General features: G+C 70.7%; 16 protein-coding genes and 1 pseudogene. 10 read left to right on the forward strand and 7 right to left on the reverse strand.

All coding sequences use genetic code 11. From position 1 onward, the window contains the following. Nucleotides 1–339, forward strand: a pseudogene (locus FHG89_RS32190) (DNA polymerase III subunit gamma and tau); the annotation flags it as partial. Here FHG89_RS32190 and FHG89_RS32195 read toward each other — a convergent pair. Further along, the gene (locus tag FHG89_RS32195) at nucleotides 236–976 is read right to left on the reverse strand and encodes a DUF998 domain-containing protein (protein WP_139588149.1); all 741 of its coding nucleotides are present in this window, start codon (nucleotides 974–976) and stop codon (nucleotides 236–238) included. The pseudogene FHG89_RS32190 and the gene FHG89_RS32195 overlap by 104 nt on opposite strands. Nucleotides 977–1,190: 214 nt before the next feature. Here FHG89_RS32195 and FHG89_RS32200 point away from each other — a divergent pair, with 214 nt between their 5' ends. From FHG89_RS32200 to FHG89_RS32230, 7 genes are all read left to right on the forward strand, one after another. Beyond that, nucleotides 1,191–1,499 (forward strand): YbaB/EbfC family nucleoid-associated protein, encoded by a 309-nt coding sequence (locus tag FHG89_RS32200; protein ID WP_244296072.1) that lies wholly within the window; start codon nucleotides 1,191–1,193, stop codon nucleotides 1,497–1,499. A gap of 8 nt (nucleotides 1,500–1,507) precedes the next feature. Continuing rightward, nucleotides 1,508–2,101 (forward strand): recombination mediator RecR, encoded by a 594-nt coding sequence (gene recR, locus FHG89_RS32205; protein ID WP_139588151.1) that lies wholly within the window; start codon nucleotides 1,508–1,510, stop codon nucleotides 2,099–2,101. 243 nt (nucleotides 2,102–2,344) lie between these two features. Continuing rightward, entirely contained in the window at nucleotides 2,345–4,018 is a 1,674-nt protein-coding gene (locus FHG89_RS32210) for an ABC transporter substrate-binding protein (protein WP_139588152.1), read from the forward strand. 98 nt (nucleotides 4,019–4,116) lie between these two features. Next, nucleotides 4,117–5,124, forward strand: a complete 1,008-nt coding sequence (locus tag FHG89_RS32215) for an ABC transporter permease (RefSeq protein WP_139588153.1) — start codon at nucleotides 4,117–4,119, stop codon at nucleotides 5,122–5,124. 65 nt (nucleotides 5,125–5,189) lie between these two features. Further along, nucleotides 5,190–6,149 (forward strand): ABC transporter permease, encoded by a 960-nt coding sequence (locus tag FHG89_RS32220; RefSeq protein WP_208761183.1) that lies wholly within the window; start codon nucleotides 5,190–5,192, stop codon nucleotides 6,147–6,149. A 112-nt stretch (nucleotides 6,150–6,261) separates the two neighbouring features. Further along, nucleotides 6,262–7,248, forward strand: coding sequence for an ABC transporter ATP-binding protein (locus FHG89_RS32225; RefSeq protein WP_139588154.1), 987 nt, complete (start codon nucleotides 6,262–6,264; stop codon nucleotides 7,246–7,248). After that, nucleotides 7,245–8,348: an ABC transporter ATP-binding protein gene (locus FHG89_RS32230; protein ID WP_139588155.1), complete on the forward strand. Its 1,104-nt coding sequence runs from the start codon at nucleotides 7,245–7,247 to the stop codon at nucleotides 8,346–8,348. Before FHG89_RS32225 ends, FHG89_RS32230 begins: the two co-directional genes overlap by 4 nt. A gap of 65 nt (nucleotides 8,349–8,413) precedes the next feature. On the opposite strand, the gene FHG89_RS32235 is transcribed toward FHG89_RS32230, so the two are convergent. Both FHG89_RS32235 and FHG89_RS32240 read right to left on the reverse strand, forming a co-directional pair. Then, nucleotides 8,414–8,806, reverse strand: a complete 393-nt coding sequence (locus FHG89_RS32235; RefSeq protein WP_139588156.1) for a hypothetical protein — start codon at nucleotides 8,804–8,806, stop codon at nucleotides 8,414–8,416. Beyond that, complete coding sequence (locus FHG89_RS32240; protein ID WP_139588157.1) at nucleotides 8,806–9,447, reverse strand: HNH endonuclease family protein; 642 nt, start codon at nucleotides 9,445–9,447, stop codon at nucleotides 8,806–8,808. Before FHG89_RS32240 ends, FHG89_RS32235 begins: the two co-directional genes overlap by 1 nt. A 107-nt stretch (nucleotides 9,448–9,554) precedes the next feature. On the opposite strand from FHG89_RS32240, the gene FHG89_RS32245 reads away from it, so the two are divergent. Continuing rightward, nucleotides 9,555–11,048, forward strand: a complete 1,494-nt coding sequence (locus FHG89_RS32245; RefSeq protein ID WP_139588158.1) for an MFS transporter — start codon at nucleotides 9,555–9,557, stop codon at nucleotides 11,046–11,048. 31 nt (nucleotides 11,049–11,079) lie between these two features. Here FHG89_RS32245 and leuA read toward each other — a convergent pair whose 3' ends face one another. Further along, nucleotides 11,080–12,831, reverse strand: a complete 1,752-nt coding sequence (gene leuA, locus FHG89_RS32250; protein ID WP_139588159.1) for a 2-isopropylmalate synthase — start codon at nucleotides 12,829–12,831, stop codon at nucleotides 11,080–11,082. 237 nt (nucleotides 12,832–13,068) lie between these two features. Next, complete coding sequence (locus FHG89_RS32255) at nucleotides 13,069–14,340, reverse strand: MFS transporter (RefSeq protein ID WP_139588160.1); 1,272 nt, start codon at nucleotides 14,338–14,340, stop codon at nucleotides 13,069–13,071. Nucleotides 14,341–14,399: 59 nt separating this feature from the next. Between FHG89_RS32255 and FHG89_RS32260 the strand changes: the two genes are divergently transcribed. Continuing rightward, on the forward strand, nucleotides 14,400–15,398 hold the full coding sequence (locus tag FHG89_RS32260; protein WP_139588161.1) for an ArsR/SmtB family transcription factor: 999 nt from the start codon (nucleotides 14,400–14,402) through the stop codon (nucleotides 15,396–15,398). Nucleotides 15,399–15,404: 6 nt separating this feature from the next. On the opposite strand, the gene FHG89_RS32265 is transcribed toward FHG89_RS32260, so the two are convergent. After that, complete coding sequence (locus tag FHG89_RS32265) at nucleotides 15,405–15,935, reverse strand: nitroreductase family protein (protein WP_139588162.1); 531 nt, start codon at nucleotides 15,933–15,935, stop codon at nucleotides 15,405–15,407. Between the two features lie 84 nt (nucleotides 15,936–16,019). Further along, nucleotides 16,020–16,733, reverse strand: a 714-nt coding sequence (locus FHG89_RS32270) for a hypothetical protein (protein WP_139588163.1), incomplete at its 5' end; no start/stop codon positions are given.

Below are 16,733 nucleotides of genomic sequence, written 5' to 3' on the forward strand. Positions count from 1 at the left end.
GCAGCCGGTGGCGCACCGGTGAGCAGCGCCATCGCCGCCGCCCGCGCGGCGGCGGCGGGGCGCGGTGCGCGTACCCCGGCGGCGGCCCGGCCCACCGCGGACGCCGAATGGGCGGGCGAACCGCCCTACGACCCGGACTTCGACGGCCCGCTGCGCGGTGGTCGGCCAGGTGGTGCGGCGCCGGCGGCCCCGGTCTACGAGGGGTTCGACCCGGGTGACGAGCCGCTGGACGAGGTCATCGACGAGAAGACCGCTCGGGAGTCGAGCGAGGAGCAGGCGGTACGGCTGCTCCGGGAGACCTTCGGGGCGGAGAAGATCGACGAGGTCGACGCGCGCTAGTCGGCGCCTCGGCCAGCAGGACGCCCAGGCAGCAGGCCCAGAGGGGGAAGGGCAGCACGGCGACGCGTTCCATGCCGCCCACCCCGATCCCGAGGCCCTGCTGGGCGAAGAACAGCACGGTCCCCGCCAGCGCGGTCAGCCCGGCGGTGAGGGTGAGCCGTCGCCACCGGGCCAGCGGCACGGTGCCCGGGACGAGGCCGGCCAGGAGCAGCCCCACGTTGCCCAGGCCCATGATGAGTACCGCGCCGAGGACGTGCAGGTTCTCGTCGACGTCCGCCGGGTACAGGGCCGCCAGGGCGTACCCGCCGGTGGCCAGCAGCAGCAGCGTCTGCGCCGAACGCAGCACCGCGCCGCGGCCGAGGAGCCGCCAGGTCAGCAGGAGCCCGGCGGCGAGCATCGCGGCGGTGGTCAGCATCGCGGCGTTCATCACCGGGTGCCAGGGCGAGCAGACGTAACGGGGTCGGGTGGTGTCCCAGACGCCGCAGTGGGCGTTGCCGAGGTCGCTGATGTTGTGGGTGGCCCAGCTGTAGGTCGGCTGCCGCCAGCGCAGGCCGGTGACCAGACTGGCGACCAGGAAGATCGGCGTCGCCGCCATCCAGCACAGCGCGCCGATCCGGCCGGTGCGATCGAGGTTCATGCCGTCGAGCAGACCAGTCCGCTGGGCCCCTGCGCACTACCCGCAGATGGCCGGTTCGAGGTGGTGGTAGCCGTACCCGACGGAGGGCTGGAAAGGCCCGGCGTGGGCGGACGCACCGGGCGGGGCGGGGTCGGTCACAGCGGTTAGGCTGGGCGGCGGCCGAGCAGACGAGTGCGAGAAGGAGCCATCCGTGCGCCCAGGTGGACAGCCGAACATGCAGCAGATGCTGAAGCAGGCGCAGAAGATGCAGCAGCAGATCGCCGCCGCGCAGGCCGAGCTGGCCGAGGCCGAGCTGACCGGCACCGCCGGCGGCGGGCTGGTCACTGCGACGGTCTCCGGCGCCGGTGAGCTCAAGAGCATCAAGATCGACCCGAAGGCCGTCGACCCGGACGACGTGGAGACGCTTGAGGACCTGGTCGTCGCGGCCATGCACAACGCCGCCGAGGCGGCCCGTGAACTGACCGAGCGCAAGATGGGCCCGGTCGCCGGCGGCATGGGCGGCCTCGGCCTGCCCGGTTTCTGAGCCGGCAGATGTACGAAGGTGCCATCCAGGATCTGATCGACGAGCTGGGCCGGCTGCCGGGCGTGGGCCCGAAGAGCGCCCAGCGGATCGCGTTCCACGTCCTGTCGGCGGATCCGGCCGACGTCAACCGGCTGGCCGGCGCGCTGCGCAAGGTCAAGGAGCTGGTGCGGTTCTGCACGACCTGCTACAACGTCGCCGAGTCCGAGCAGTGCCGGATCTGCCGCGACCCGCGCCGCACCAACGAGGTGCTGTGCGTGGTCGAGGAACCCAAGGACGTGGTGGCCATCGAGCGGACCGGTGAGTTCCGCGGCCGGTACCACGTGCTCGGCGGCGCGATCAATCCGCTGGAGGGGATCGGGCCGGACAATCTGCGCATCCGGGAGTTGCTGATCCGGCTTGGTGACGGGACGGTACGGGAGCTGATCCTGGCCACCGACCCGAACACCGAGGGTGAAGCGACAGCCACCTACCTGGCGTTGATGGTGAAGCCGATGGGCATCTCGGTCACCCGGCTGGCCAGTGGGCTGCCGGTCGGCGGCGACCTTGAGTACGCCGACGAGATCACCCTGGGCAGGGCGTTCGAGGGCCGTCGGGCCGTCTGAGTCGTACCCGTGGGGGTGGTGCCGTCGCCGACGGCGCCACCCCTTCGTCGTGCCCGGCACCGCACGCATCGATGTGTCGCTCGATGTGTTCGCCGTGGCGTCGACTGTTAGACGTCCGCGCAAGGTGTCGGCTTGGTAGCGATTGCATGACGCCCGTTCCGCTTCCGGTGTGACATGTCATAGCCTCCCGCACACGGACCGAGCCACAGCTCGGCGTGGTCATGCGCATGACAGAGGTGAGAGATGCAGGCGAGAAGGCTTAAATCGGCTGTGGCCATCGCGGCCGTTGCCGCTCTGGCGGTCGGCGCGGCCGGCTGCGCGGAGAGCGAGCGCGACGGCGGCAGTGGCGAGGCCAAGACTGGCGGCACCTTCATCTTCGCGGGTGCCGGTGACCCGAAGAACTTCGATCCGATCTTCAACGATGACGGTGAGTCGTTCCGGCCGGTCCGGCAGATGTTCGACACCCTGGTGAGCCACAAGCCGGGCACCGCCGAGCTTCAGGGCGGCCTGGCCGAGAGCTGGGAGCACGACCCCGACGGCAAGGTCTGGACGTTCAAGCTCCGTCAGGGCGTGAAGTTCCACGACGGTACGCCGTTCAACGCCGCAGCGGTCTGCTTCAACTTCGACCGCTGGTACAACATGAAGGGCGCTGCCGCCCAGTCCCAGATGATCTACTACATGGACGTCTTCGGCGGCTTCGCCAAGAACGAGAACGAGGACGCCGGCAAGCCGATCTACAACAAGTGCGAGGCGAAGGACGACGGCACCGCCGTTGTCACCCTCAACCAGTACAAGGGCGCCTTCCCGGGTGCCTTCGCGCTGACCTCGCTGTCGATCGCCAGCCCGGACGCCCTGAAGAAGTACGACGCCGACACGGTGAAGCAGAACGGCGACTCGTTCGAGTACAGCGCCTTCGCCACCACCAACCCGGTCGGCACCGGCCCGTTCACCTTCGGTGGCTGGGACAAGGCCAAGAACGAGATCACCCTGAACCGCAACCCGGACTACTTTGGCGAGAAGGCCAAGGTGGACAAGATGATCATCAAGGTCATCAAGGACGAGAGCACCCGTAAGCAGGAGCTCCGTGCCGGCACCGTCCAGGGCATCGACTTCCCGGCCCCGGCCGACCGCAAGGCGCTCGAGGGCGAGGGCTTCCAGGTCATCAACCGCCCGGCGTTCAACATTCTCTACCTGGGCCTCAACCAGAAGAACCCGAAGCTCAAGGACCTGCGGGTGCGGCAGGCGATCGCCTACGCGCTCAACCGCCAGCAGCTCGTGCAGACCAAGGGCCCGGGTGGCGCGAAGGTCGCCGACGAGTTCCTGCCGGACACCGTGCTCGGCTACGCCCCGGACGTGCAGAAGTACGAGTACAACCCGGACAAGGCCAAGCAGCTGCTCAAGGAGGCCGGCGCCGAGGGTCTGACGCTCAACTTCTACTACCCGCCGGACGTCTCCCGGCCGTACATGCCGAACCCGCAGGAGATCTTCACCGTCCTCGCCAACGACCTGCAGGCCGTGGGCATCAAGGTCAACGGTGTTCCTCGCCCGTGGAACGGTGGCTTCAAGGACGACGTGCAGCAGTTCGGCAAGCACGACCTGCACATCCTCGGCTGGACCGGTGACTACAACGACCCGGGCAACTTCGTCGGCACGTTCTTCGGCCGGGGCAAGGCCGAGTTCGGCGACCAGGCGATGACCGAGATGTTCGACGCCATCGCCAAGGCCGACGGCACCGTCGACGAGGCCGGCAAGAAGGCGGCCTGGGAGCAGGTCAACCGGGACATCGCCGCCAAGTGGCTGCCGGCCGTTCCGGTCTGGCACGCGCCGCCGGCGATCGTCGTCACCAAGGATGTCAAGGGCCTGGTGGCCAGCCCGCTGACCGACGAGCGATTCAACACGGTCAGCATCAGCAAGTGACGTCCATCGGCTGACGCCGTAGGCGTGAATCGGCCCGGTCCGGGGCTTTTCTCCCGGCCGGGCCGATTCCGCGATCATCGAGAGTCTGGTGTGAAGAGATGTTGCGAGTCATAGTCCGCCGCCTGCTGCAGCTGGTGGTGACCCTCATAGCGCTGTCGGCGCTGATCTTCATCTGGCTGCGGAACCTGCCCGGTGGCCCGGTCGAGGCGCTGCTCGGCGAACGGGCCACGCCCGAGCGCCGCGTCCTGCTGACCAAGGCGCTCGGCTACGACCAGCCGATCCTGGTGCAGTACGGCAAGTTCATGCAGCGGGTGGTCACCGGCGACTTCGGCAACTCGATCCGGACCGGCGACCCGGTCACCGAGGTCATCAGCCGCGCCTTCCCGGCGACCATCGAGCTGGCCCTCGCCGCGATGATCATCGCCGTTGGTCTCGGTATTCCGCTGGGGTATCTCGCCGCGCGCTGGCGGGGACGCTGGCCGGACAACCTGACCATCGCCGGCACCCTGCTCGGCATCTCGATCCCGATCTTCTTCCTGGGCTACCTGCTCAAGGACGTGTTCACCCAGAACATCCACTGGTTCCCGCCGTCGGGGCGGCTCACCACCGGCCTGGACAACACGAACGTCACCGGGTTCTTCGTGCTCGACGGCCTGCTCACGCGCGAGTTCGATGCCAGCGCGGACGCGTTGTGGCACCTGATCCTGCCGGCGATCACGCTCGCCACCATCCCGCTGGCGGTGATCGTGCGGATCACCCGGGCCAGCGTGCTGGACGTCCTCAACGAGGACTACGTACGCACCGCCGAGGCGAAGGGCCTGCGGCACCGCACCATCCGCGGCCGCCACATCCTGCGCAACGCGCTGCTGCCGGTGGTCACCACCATCGGCCTGCAGACCGGCGCGCTCCTCTCCGGCGCGGTGCTCACCGAGAAGGTCTACAACTGGGGCGGTATCGGCACACTGATCACCGACTCGATCAGCGGCGGCCGGGACTACCCGGTGCTCCAGGCGATCATCCTGCTCGCCGCGCTGGTCTTCGTGGTGGTCAACCTGCTTGTCGACCTCTCCTACGCCTTCATCGACCCGAGGGTGCGTGTGCGATGAGTGATCCGATCATCCAGGCGGGAACGCCGACCCCCCGCAGTGGGGACGAGAAGCCACGTCCCGGCATGAGCGAGCGCAGCATCGGCGTGCTCGGCGACCGCAAGAAGGCACGGCTGGACGAGCTGGCCCGCGCGAGCGCGTCCGACCGGGGCGGGATCAGCCTCGTCCGGGACGCCGTACGCCGACTGCGCCGCAATCCGGTCGCCATCGTCGGGGCCGCCATCGTCGGACTGTTCGTCCTGGTGGCTATCTTCGCTCCGCTGATCGCGCCGCACGACCCGGTGCAGCGCTTCGACGAACTGACCAAGAACCTCACAGTGGACAGCATCCCGGGCGGCAGCAGCGAGTTCCCGCTCGGCTCCGACCCGCTCGGTCGGGACTTCCTGTCCCGCATGATCCACGGCGCCCGGCAGACGCTCTTCGTCGGCGTGGTCGCCACCCTCATCGGCCTCGCCCTGGGCGTGCTGATCGGCGCGATCGCCGGTGCCTTCGGCGGTTGGGTCGACGTGGTGCTGATGCGCCTCACCGACGTGATGCTGGCCCTGCCGAGCCTGCTGCTCGCGATCACCCTTGTCGCGATGGCCAGCCGGTCGAGCCAGTGGACTGTCATCTTCGCGGTGGCAATCGTGAGCGTGCCGATCTTCGCCCGGCTGCTGCGCGGCTCGATGCTGGCGCAGCGGGAGAGCGACCACGTGCTCGCCGCCCGCGCGCTCGGCGTCAAGGAGCGCAACATCGTGCTGCGGCACATGCTGCCCAACTCGCTGACCGCGGTGATCGTGCAGGCCACCCTGACCTTCGCGGTGGCCATCCTGGACGCCGCCGCGCTCTCCTTCCTGGGCCTCGGCGACCCGGACATCAACCGGGCCGAGTGGGGCCTGATGCTCGGCGTGGACGGCCAGCGCTACTTCGAGGTCCGCCCGGAGCTGGCGTACTACCCGGCGCTCGCGATCATCGTGGTCGCGCTCGGCTTCACCCTGCTGGGTGAGGCGATGCGCGAGGCGATCGACCCGAAGAACCGGCGGTGAGCACGGTGCGCGCAACCAGCACGGCCGGACCCCGCCTCGGGCGAGCGCGAGGAGTGAGCTTGCGAGCCCCGCAGTCGCGAGCGAAGGACCACAGCAGTGAGGAAGTGACCCGATGAGCCTGCTCGACGTCCGTGACCTGAGCGTCGTGTTCCAGCGGCGCGGCGAGCGGCCCTTCACCGCCGTCGACAAGGTCAGCTTCACCGTGGAGCCGGGCCAGACCGTCGGCCTGGTCGGCGAGTCCGGCTGCGGCAAGAGCGTGACCAGCCTGGCCATCATGGGCCTGCTGCCCAAGCGCGGTAACAAGGTCACCGGTGAGGTGCTGTTCGAGGGCACCGACCTGCTGAAGCTGCGTCCCGACGACATGCGCGACAGGCGCGGCCGGGAGATCAGCATGATCTTCCAGGACCCGCTGTCCTCGCTGAACCCGGTCATCCCGATCGGCGTCCAGGTGGCCGAGGTGCTGGAGCGCCACCAGGGCCGGGACCGCAAGCAGGCGCTGCGGGAGTCACGGGACCTGCTCGACGCGGTAGGCATCCCGGACCCGGGCAGGCGGCTCAGCGAGTATCCGCACCAGATCTCCGGCGGCATGCGCCAGCGCGCGCTGATCGCCATCGCGCTGGCCTGCAAGCCCCGGCTGCTGATCGCCGACGAGCCGACCACCGCGCTCGACGTGACCATCCAGGCGCAGATCCTCACCCTGCTCAAGCAGCTGGTCGACGAGACCGGCACCGCACTCGTCATGATCACCCACGACCTGGGTGTGGTGGCCGGGCTCTGCGACACGGTGAACGTGCTCTACGGCGGCAAGGTGGTCGAGCGGGCGCCACGGCACGAGCTGTTCGCGCACGCCCGCCACCCGTACACCCACGGGCTGCTCAACTCGGTGCCCCGGCTCGACTCGCCGCGCGGTGAGCGACTGCACGCGATCCGCGGGTCGGTCTCGGACAACATCCCGTGGGTCGAGGGGTGCGCGTTCGCGCCGCGCTGCGACAACGTCGTGGACGCCTGCCTGGAAGGGCCTCCGCCGCTCGAACCCACCGCCACCGGCGGCGACCTCCGCTGCAACAACCCCGTCTCCGAGGAGGTGGCGGCCCGATGACCACCGAACAGACCGATGCCCTGATCGAGCTGCGCGACATCAAGGTCCACTTTCCGATCAAGAGCGGCCTGCTCTTCGACCGGACCGTCGGTTACGTCTACGCCGTCGACGGCGTGTCGCTGAGCATCCGCAAGGGTGAGACGTACGGCCTGGTCGGCGAGTCGGGCTGCGGCAAGTCGACGCTGGGTCGGGGCCTGCTGCGGCTCGTCGAACCAACCGACGGCGAGATCATCTTCGACGGCACCGACGTCCGCGCGCTCAAGGGCGAGGCGATGCGCAAGGCCCGCCGTCGCATGCAGATGATCTTCCAGGACCCGCTCTCCAGCCTCGACCCCCGACAGTCGGTGGAGTCGCTGCTGGTCGAGGGGCTCAAGGCGCACGGGCTGGCCGACGACAAGGTCGAGACGAATCGCCGCCTGCGGGAGACGCTGGAAGCGGTCGGCCTGCCCGCGTCGGCCCTCGGCAAGTACCCGCACGAGTTCTCCGGCGGCCAGCGTCAGCGCGTCGGCATCGCCCGGGCGCTGGTGCTCAACCCGGACCTGATCGTCGCAGACGAGCCGGTCTCCGCGCTGGACGTGTCGATCCAGGCGCAGGTGCTCAACCTGCTGGAGGACCTTCAGAACGAGCGCGGCCTGACGTACCTGATCATCGCGCACGACCTGGCGGTGGTCCGGCACATCGCCGACACGGTGGGCGTCATGTACCTGGGCGGGCTGGTGGAGGAGGCGTCCAGCGACGACCTCTACCGCGAACCGATGCACCCGTACACCCGCGCCCTCATGTCCGCGGTGCCGGTGCCCGACCCGCTGGTGGAGGACCGCCGGGAGCGGATCCTGCTCGCCGGTGACCTGCCGTCGCCAACCAACCCGCCGTCGGGCTGCCGGTTCCACACCCGGTGCCCGTGGGCGCAGCCGACCCGCTGCGCCGAGGAGCGGCCGGAACTGCGCGACGTGGTCGGCGGGCACCGGGTGGCCTGCCACTTCGCCGAGGACATCGCCGCCGGCCGGATCCGGCCGCACGAGGTCGAGGTGGAGCTGGTCCGTCCGGTGGACGGCACCGGCCCCGTCGACCCGCCGGGCGAGCTGATCCCGACCCCGTGACGCCGCCGGGGGCCGTCCCGAACAACCGGACGGCCCCCCGCGGTGCCACTTGTGCCGCCGGCGGCTCAGCCCTCCGGGCGGTGCAGCAACGCCACCGCGACGCCGTGCACCGCGTCCAGGCCCGCCGGGTCGGGCAGCGGGACCGACCCGCCGGTCACCGCGTACCACTCGTCCGCGTCCTTGTACTGCACCCGCAGGGTGACCTTGCCGTCCGCGTACTCGGTGCGCAGGGTCAACTCGCCGGTGACGACCCCGACCTCGTCGGTCATCACCCCACCCGGCCCGGGCACGATGTCGGCGGTCCGGCTCTGCGGGCCGGCGGCGCCGGCCGAGTCCGCGACCATGCCGGCCCCCGGCACCGCGGCCGGCGTGTCGGCCGTGCCGTCGGCGGTCATCCCGGCCGTGGCCGGGGCGGTGTCACCGCTCGCCCCGGCGCCTGTCGCAGCTTCCTCACTCATCAGCAGCCCTCCAGCATGTCGGTCAGGCCGGCCTTCTCGGCAGTGGTCACCGTCAACCGCCAGTGATGCTTGACCGTCACCCAGTCCTTGGCGTACTGGCACCAGTACGACCGGTTCGCCGGCTTCCACTGGGACGGATCCTGGTCACCCTTTGCCCGATTGGAGGACGCGGAAACCGCGATGAGCTGCGGACGCGTCGTGTCGTTGGCGAAGTCGCCGCGTTTGGCGTTGTCCCATTCGTTGGCACCGGAACGCCAGGCGTTCGCCAACGGCACCGTGTGGTCGATGTCCACGTCGGAGGGATCGGTCGCGCTGCGGCCGTCGTACACGCTCTCCCAGCGCCCACCGACCACGTTGCAGCCGGAGAGCTTCACGTCCTTACCGTCGCGTTGCAGGATGCTGTCCCGCACGTCGCAGTTCTTGCCGGTGTCCCGCCAGTGCGGGAAACGATCCCGGCTGTAACCCTTCATCGAGCCGGCGCTGGCGACGGTCAGCTGGCTCAACTGTTCGACGGCGTTGCCGCCGTCCCCCGGTGGCGGCGTCGCCTCCGGCTCCTCGGGCGGGACGCAACCGGCCACGCCGAGCGCCAGCGCCGCGACGAGCGCGGCCACCGACGCACGCTGTCCTGATCTGGTACGCACAGACGACACCTCTCCAGCTTGCGGGCTCCCGGCGATTGCGCACAGTACCCGGGCATGGTTTCGGCGTTTCGTGGCGTCTCCCACATCCTGCAAGGCAGATTGGTGGGATGACCGCTCCCGTACCGTCACCCGCGCTGAGGATGGGCACCGCCGCAGGCCGGGGGACGCTGGTCGCCGCGGTGCTCGCCTCCGGCATGGTCTTCCTGGACACCACTGTCGTCAACGTGGCGCTGCCGAAACTGGGCGAGGACCTCGGGGCGAACGTCGCCGATCTCCAGTGGACCGTCAACGGGTACCTGCTGACGCTCGCGGCGTTCGTCCTGCTCGGCGGATCCCTCGGGGACCGCTTCGGTCGGCGGCGGGTCTTCCTGATCGGGGTGCTCTGGTTCACCGCCGCGTCGGTGCTGTGCGGGCTGTCGCAGGGCACCGGCTGGCTGATCGCGGCCCGGATCCTCCAGGGCGCGGGCGGCGCGCTGCTCACCCCCGGCTCGCTGTCGGTGCTCCAGGCCAGCTTCCACCCGGACGACCGGGGACGGGCGATCGGCGCGTGGGCCGGGCTCTCCGGGGTGTCCACCGCGTTGGGGCCGTTCATCGGCGGTTGGCTCATCGACGCGCTGTCCTGGCGGTGGATCTTCTTCCTCAACCTGCCGATCGCCGTGCTGGTTCTGCTGGCCGCGCTGCGTTGGGTGCCGGAGAGCCGCGACGAGAACGCCTCCCGTACGCACGGGCCCGGCCGCACCCGCCGCCGCTTCGACGTGGCCGGGGCGCTGCTCGGGGCGCTCGCGCTCGCCGGCGTCACGTACGCGCTGATCGACGCGCCGGCACGCGGATTCGACTCGGCCCCCGTGCTGGTCGCGGCGCTCGTCGGGGTGCTCGCGGCGGTGGCCTTCGTGCAGCTGGAACGCCGGCGCGGCGACACGGCGATGCTTCCCACCGGGCTGTTCAGCAGCCGGCTCTTCTCGGTGCTGAACATCTTCACGGTGGTCGTGTACGCGGCGCTCGGCGGGTTCACGTTCTTCTTCGCCGTCTACCTCCAGAACGTCGTCGAGTGGTCGGCGTTCCGTACCGGCATCGCGCTGCTGCCGATGACCCTGCTGCTGTTGGTCGGCTCGGCGCGGGCCGGCGCGCTCTCGGCGCGGATCGGCCCGCGGCTGCCGCTGGCCGTCGGGCCGGTGATCGCCGCGGCCGGTCTGCTGCTGCTGCGCGGTGTGGCGCCTGGCGCGTCGTACTGGCGGGACGTCCTGCCCGGGGTGCTGCTCTTCGGCATCGGGCTGACCCTGGTGGTGGCACCGCTGACCGCGTCGGTGCTGGCCGCCGTGCAGGACCGGTTCTCCGGAGTGGCAAGCGGTTTCAACAACGCCGCGTCCCGGGCCGGCGGCCTGCTCGCGGTGGCCGCGCTGCCGCTGCTCGTCGGCCTCTCCGGCAGCGGGTACGAGCAGAAGGCGGAGCTGACGAGTGCGTTCCGCGCCTCGTTGGCGTGGTGCGCGGGGCTGCTGCTGGCCGGCGCTGTGCTGGCCCTCGTGCTGGTCCACCGGCCGCCCCGCGAGGCGCCGCCAGCTGAGCCCTGCCACTCGATGCCCGCCGCCACACCCCCGAGGTAGGGCTCCACCTCGGGGGTGTGGCGCGTGACGTCTACTGGCGGGCGCGGTTGACGGCGCTGGTGACCGCCTTGATCGAGGCGGTGACGATGTTGGCGTCGGTGCCGACACCCCACACCGTCCGACCGTCCACCTCGCACTCCACGTACGCGGCGGCCTGCGCGTCACCACCTGAGGAGAGCGCGTGCTCGTGGTAGTCGAGCACCCGTACGCCCACCCCGACCGACTGGAGCGCGTTGACGTACGCGTCGATCGGGCCGTTGCCGACCGCGGCGAGCGACCGCTGTTCGCCGCCCACACCGACCTCGGCCTCGATGTCGACCTTGCCATCGGTGGTGCGGATCGTGTAGCCGGTCAGCCGGACCGCCGGGTCGGGCTGGTGGTCGAGCAGGTAGTGCGTCGCGAAGATCTCCCACATGGCGGCCGGGTCGACCTCGCCGCCGTTGTGGTCGGTGACCTGCTGGACCACCCCGGAGAACTCGATCTGGAGCCGGCGCGGCAGGTCCAGTTGGTGCTCGCTCTTCATGATGTACGCGACGCCGCCCTTGCCGGACTGCGAGTTGACCCGGATGACGGCCTCGTAGGTGCGGCCCAGGTCCTTCGGGTCGATCGGCAGGTACGGTACCGCCCAGGTGTACTCGTCGACAGGTACGCCGGCGGCCTTCGCGTCGGCGTTGAGGGCGTCGAAGCCCTTCTTGATGGCGTCCTGGTGCGAGCCGGAGAAGGCGGTGTAGACGAGGTCACCCGCGTACGGGTGCCGCTCGTGCACCGGCAGCTGGTTGCAGTACTCGACGGCCCGGCGGATCTCGTCGATGTTCGAGAAGTCGATCATCGGGTCGATGCCCTGGGAGAAGATGTTCAGCCCCAGCGTCACCAGGTCGACGTTGCCGGTGCGCTCACCGTTGCCGAACAGGCAGCCCTCGATGCGGTCCGCGCCGGCGAGCAGGCCCAGCTCGGCGGCGGCCACGCCGGTGCCCCGGTCGTTGTGCGGGTGCAGGCTCAGCACCACGCTGTCGCGGCGCGGCAGGTGCCGGTGCATCCACTCGATCGAGTCCGCGTACACGTTGGGAGTGGCCATCTCGACGGTGGCCGGCAGGTTGATGATCAGCGGCCGGTCCGGCGTCGGGTCGATCACGTCGATCACCCGGGAGCAGACCTCCAGCGCGTACTCCAGCTCGGTGCCCGTGTAGGACTCCGGCGAGTACTCGTAGAAGATCTCGGTGTCCGGCGTGTGGATCTCCGCGTACTTCTGGCAGAGCCGCGCGCCGGAGGTGGCGATGTCGGCGATGCCGTCCTTGTCCAGGCCGAAGACCACCCGCCGCTGGAGCGTCGACGTCGAGTTGTAGAAGTGCACGATCGCCCGCTTCGCGCCGCGCAGCGACTCGAACGTCCGGTCGATCAGGTGCTCCCGGCACTGCGTGAGCACCTGGATCGTGACGTCGTCCGGGATCATGTCCTGTTCGATGAGCTGCCGGACGAAGTCGAAGTCGGTCTGGCTGGCCGACGGGAAGCCGACCTCGATCTCCTTGTAGCCCATCTGCACCAGCAGCTGGAACATCCGCCGCTTGCGCTCCGGCGACATCGGGTCGATCAGCGCCTGGTTGCCGTCGCGGAGATCCACCGCGCACCAGCGCGGCGCGGCCTCGACGGTGCGGGTGGGCCAGGTGCGGTCCGGCAGCTCCACCCGGAACTGCTCCCGGTAGGGCTGGTAGCGGTGGTACGGCATCCGGCTCGGGCGTTGCCGGGCGATCGGATCGGTCTCAGCGTCGGTGACAGGTTGAGCCATCTCAGAGTGCTCCCTGGAACATGTGGCGTCAGCAGATCGGAAGGTGTCGGCGAGTTGCCGGGCGACGGTGCGCGGCGGTGCCGAGAGGAAACTCAGATGTGCTGGACGGCGCGATGCGACTCCGCGACGAGGTGCCGGCCGGTCAGGCCTCGTCGCGGCGGCTAAGGAGGAGAAGCGCCCGCCACATGACCACGTCACCCTACGTGATGGAACGGAGGGTGGAAAGGTAGGTCCGGACTATGGGATCGACGTCATGGCCGGCTCCGGGGCCTGGGAACCCAGCCTCGGGGTCCGTTCGGCCCAGGCCACCGCAGGCACGATCGCCGCCGCGACCAGCACGAAGATCGCTGCCGTCGGTAGCCAACCCCAGCCGCCGGTGGTCACGCCGAGCGCGGTCAACCCGGCCGGGGCGATCAGGTACTGCACCTGCTCGCCGAGCCGCAGCGCCCCCACGTACGCGCCACGCTGGTCGTCCGGTGGGAGGGTGGCAGTGAGCCCCCAGGCGCCCGCCGACTGAATCAGTTCGGCCAAGATCAGCAGCGTCGCGGCGGCCACCAGCACCACGACGGTGAGCATGCCCCGGGTGAGTCCGGAGATCGGCAGGACCAGGCAGGACACGGCGATCAGCAGGCCACCGCGACGGGAGGCCCGCGCCGCGCCCGTCGCGGTGTCGGCACCCCGGCTGACGCGTACCTGGAGCAGCACGATCAGGACCGTGTTGAGCAGCACCAGAGCGGCGATCACCGTCTTCGGGGCGTCGGTGTGGGTGAGGATCCACAGCGGCATCACCGTCAGGTAGAGCACCCCGTGCGCGGTGAGCAGCCCGGACAGCAGGGACACCGCCATGAACGGCCGGTCCCGCAGTACGGCGAGCCGACTCATCGGCTCCGCCGGCCGGCTCACCTGCGGCAGCCGGGGCAGTCGCCGTACGAAGACGGCTGTCACCAGGATCACCGCCGCGATGAACCAGACCATTCCCCGGTACGCCTCGATCGTGTCCACCGCCAGCACCAGGCCGCTGATCACCGCGCCCAGCCCGAAGCCGACGTTCAACGACGACCGCTGGTACGCCATCGCCGTGACCCGTTCGGCAGGTGGGAGCGCGTTGATCGAGTAGACCTGCCGGGCCACGCCTGTCGACGCGTCCACCGCCGCCAGTGCCACCACCACGGCGAGGAAGCCCGCGAAGCCGCCCACGAACGGGTACGACGCGAAGAGCGCCGCGTTCAGCACCAGCCCGACGATCCAGACCCGCTGCGGTCCGTACCGGTCGGTGAGCCCGCCCAGCGGCACCGTACCCAGCAGCGACACCCCCGCCGCGATGGACAGCCCCAGCCCGACCTGGGCGGCGCTGAGCCCGAGCGCCCGGGTGAAGAAGACGGCGCTGCCGGCGTGGAACAGGCCGCTGCCGACGGCGTAGACCATGGCCTGCACGGCCAGCGCGCGGGTCAGCCCGGCCGGCGGTACGACGTTGTGGACAGCGGTGCGGATGGTTTCTCTGGCCCCCATGGTCGGGAGTGAACCGTGTCCCCATGGTTCCGGTCGAACCTTTTAGGCTGGACCGAATCGTGGGGGTGCTTGTGTCCGAGTTGCGGTTCAGCCTTGCCGACGTCGCGGGTGTGCGGCTCGCCGTGTCGCCGGTCAACGAGACGGTCATGAGCATGTGGGCGCTGGCCAGCCCGATCCGCTACGCGGTGCACCTGCCCTGGATCGACCGGGCCCGGGTGACCCTGCGCCGTCCCGAGGTCGCCACCCGGGTCCGACCGCTGACGGAGCTGACCTGGCGGGGTTGCCCGTTGCCCGACTTCCTCACCCCGGCGGCCCGCCCGAACGTGGAGATGGCCGAGCAGCTTGAGCAGGTCGCCGCGACGCCGCCGGCCGTGGTGGTCCAGGACCTGCTGGCGACCACCCCGCGCCGGCCGCTCAGTCCGTTCGGGCGGGCGCTGCTCGCCGATCCCCGAGGGCTGCTGCCGCAGCTCGTCGACGCGGTGCGGGTCTGGTACGACGAGGCGATCGCCCCGGACTGGCCGCGGATACGCGCGCTGCTCGACGCCGACGTGGCGTACCGCGCCGCCCAGCTCGCCGAGAACGGTGCCGGTCGGTTCTTCGAGCAGCTCCACCCGAGCCTGCGCTGGCTCGGTGACCGGGTGGTCAGCGACGATCCGTTCGAGCGGGACTTCGACCTCCGCGGTCGTGGGTTGGCGCTGAACCCGACGGTGTTCACCGAGCGGCGGGTGCTGTGGAACCTGCTGGAGGACTCACTGCCGGCCGGGGCCTATCCGGTCCGGGCGATCGGGACGCTCTGGGAGGCGACCGCGACACCGTCCGGCGATCCGCTGGCACGTGTGGTCGGCCCCGGCCGGGCCGCGCTGCTGCACCTGCTCGACACCGGGGCGACCACCACCGACCTGGCCCGACTCGCCGGGATGTCCGCCGGGAACGTCTCCCAGCACCTGGCCGCGCTGCACGCCGCCGGCCTGGTCGGCCGGTCCCGACAGGGTCGGTACGTCCTCTACCGCAACACCGACGCCGCGCAGGTCCTGCTCCGGGCCAGCCGCGGCGAGTGAGCCCGATCAGCGGAGCAGCAGGTCGGCGACCGGGCGGCGGTGACGCAGGCCGGTCTCCAGGGCGCGCAGCTCGGCCGGGAGGCCGAACGGGTCGCCGAGGCGGCCGACGGCGGCGACCACCAGCGGGCGGACGCCGCCGGGCAGGTCGAGTTCGGCGGCGAGGCCGGCCCGGTCGAAACGGGTGAGCTGGTGCACGTGCAGACCGAGCGCGGTTGCCTGCACGGTCAGGTGGGCGATCGACTGACCCAGGTCGTACGCCGCCCGCTCGGCGTCGCGCCCGGTGTGCGCACCGACCACCAGGGTCGCGGCGTTCCGTGCCCAGCCCTGGTCGTCGTCCGGGAGGTTGATCAGGATCCGCTTCCAGATCTCGTCGTCGCGGTGACCGAGGGCGAACCGCCAGGGCTGCCCGTTCTCCGTCGACGGCGCCCAGCGGGCGGCCTCCAGCAGCGAGGCCGCCTCGTCCGGGGTGAGTTCGGCGCCCGGGTCGAAGGCCCGTGGACTCCAGCGGTAGGCGAGCAGCGGGGTGAGGTCAGCCATGCGACAGATCGTCCTGTATGGGCGATTCACCTCTCAGGATGGGTCGCCTAAATGTGGTCAAGAGCACCCGTAACGGGACGAAGATCAGGACGTTCCCGCGCTCGGGCTGTCCGACGGGTCAGCGGTCGGCGTCGGCGGAGCCTCGGTCCCGAGCGGCTCGCCGTCCGTCACCGGGCCGGCCAGCTGAACGGTGGCCGGCGGCGGGCCGGGCGGGGCGGCCAGCCGCAGCGTCCCGGTGTCGGTGCGTACGCCGGTCGGTGTGCCGTCCCGGTCGTAGCAGTAGATGCCCACGTCCAGCGGAGCGTTCAGGGAGGCTGTCGTGGAGTCCACCGAGTAGCAGGTCCCGGTCAGGCCCTTCGGCGCGCTGGCGGGGGCGACGGCGAGCGGGGCCCGCCGGTCGGTGAGCACGTCCAGCCAGTCGGTCAACGGATGCTGGATCCGAGGGTCCAGCCGGCGCGGGAGAGGCTCGTCGCGGTCGCCGACACGTACGCAGCTCGCCGCCTCCGGCCTACCCGGCGACGGCAGGGCGCACTGGAACAACCCGTCGGCGGTGGCGGCCAACGAGACATCCACGGTGCCGCCCAACGCGCCACCCGGCACGTCGACCCGCCAGCTGCCGTCGTTCGCGCTTGTGAACACGACTGTGCGGTCCGGCTGACCGGCCCGGCTGTGCACGTACTGGGCCACCAGCCGGCGATCCTGAGCTGCCGCCGCCAGCGCGGCCAACTCGTCCCGGGCGGCCTCCACCTGGGCGGGCGGCCTGTCGGTGGGCGGCGGCAGCTCAGGATCGCCGGCTGG

The sequence above is a fragment of the Micromonospora orduensis genome, from assembly GCF_006228125.1.
In the GTDB taxonomy this organism is placed as follows: domain Bacteria; phylum Actinomycetota; class Actinomycetes; order Mycobacteriales; family Micromonosporaceae; genus Micromonospora; species Micromonospora orduensis.

Bases quoted from the DNA above. Each gene is read 5' to 3' on its own strand.
- FHG89_RS32195 (WP_139588149.1), bottom strand. From the start codon at position 976: ATGAACCTCGATCGCACCGGCCGGATCGGCGCGCTGTGCTGGATGGCG.
- FHG89_RS32200 (WP_244296072.1), top strand. From the start codon at position 1,191: ATGCAGCAGATGCTGAAGCAGGCGCAGAAGATGCAGCAGCAGATCGCC.
- recR (WP_139588151.1), top strand. From the start codon at position 1,508: ATGTACGAAGGTGCCATCCAGGATCTGATCGACGAGCTGGGCCGGCTG.
- FHG89_RS32210 (WP_139588152.1), top strand. From the start codon at position 2,345: ATGCAGGCGAGAAGGCTTAAATCGGCTGTGGCCATCGCGGCCGTTGCC.
- FHG89_RS32215 (WP_139588153.1), top strand. From the start codon at position 4,117: ATGTTGCGAGTCATAGTCCGCCGCCTGCTGCAGCTGGTGGTGACCCTC.
- FHG89_RS32220 (WP_208761183.1), top strand. From the start codon at position 5,190: ATGAGCGAGCGCAGCATCGGCGTGCTCGGCGACCGCAAGAAGGCACGG.
- FHG89_RS32225 (WP_139588154.1), top strand. From the start codon at position 6,262: ATGAGCCTGCTCGACGTCCGTGACCTGAGCGTCGTGTTCCAGCGGCGC.
- FHG89_RS32230 (WP_139588155.1), top strand. From the start codon at position 7,245: ATGACCACCGAACAGACCGATGCCCTGATCGAGCTGCGCGACATCAAG.
- FHG89_RS32235 (WP_139588156.1), bottom strand. From the start codon at position 8,806: ATGAGTGAGGAAGCTGCGACAGGCGCCGGGGCGAGCGGTGACACCGCC.
- FHG89_RS32245 (WP_139588158.1), top strand. From the start codon at position 9,555: ATGACCGCTCCCGTACCGTCACCCGCGCTGAGGATGGGCACCGCCGCA.
- leuA (WP_139588159.1), bottom strand. From the start codon at position 12,831: ATGGCTCAACCTGTCACCGACGCTGAGACCGATCCGATCGCCCGGCAA.
- FHG89_RS32255 (WP_139588160.1), bottom strand. From the start codon at position 14,340: ATGGGGGCCAGAGAAACCATCCGCACCGCTGTCCACAACGTCGTACCG.
- FHG89_RS32265 (WP_139588162.1), bottom strand. From the start codon at position 15,935: ATGGCTGACCTCACCCCGCTGCTCGCCTACCGCTGGAGTCCACGGGCC.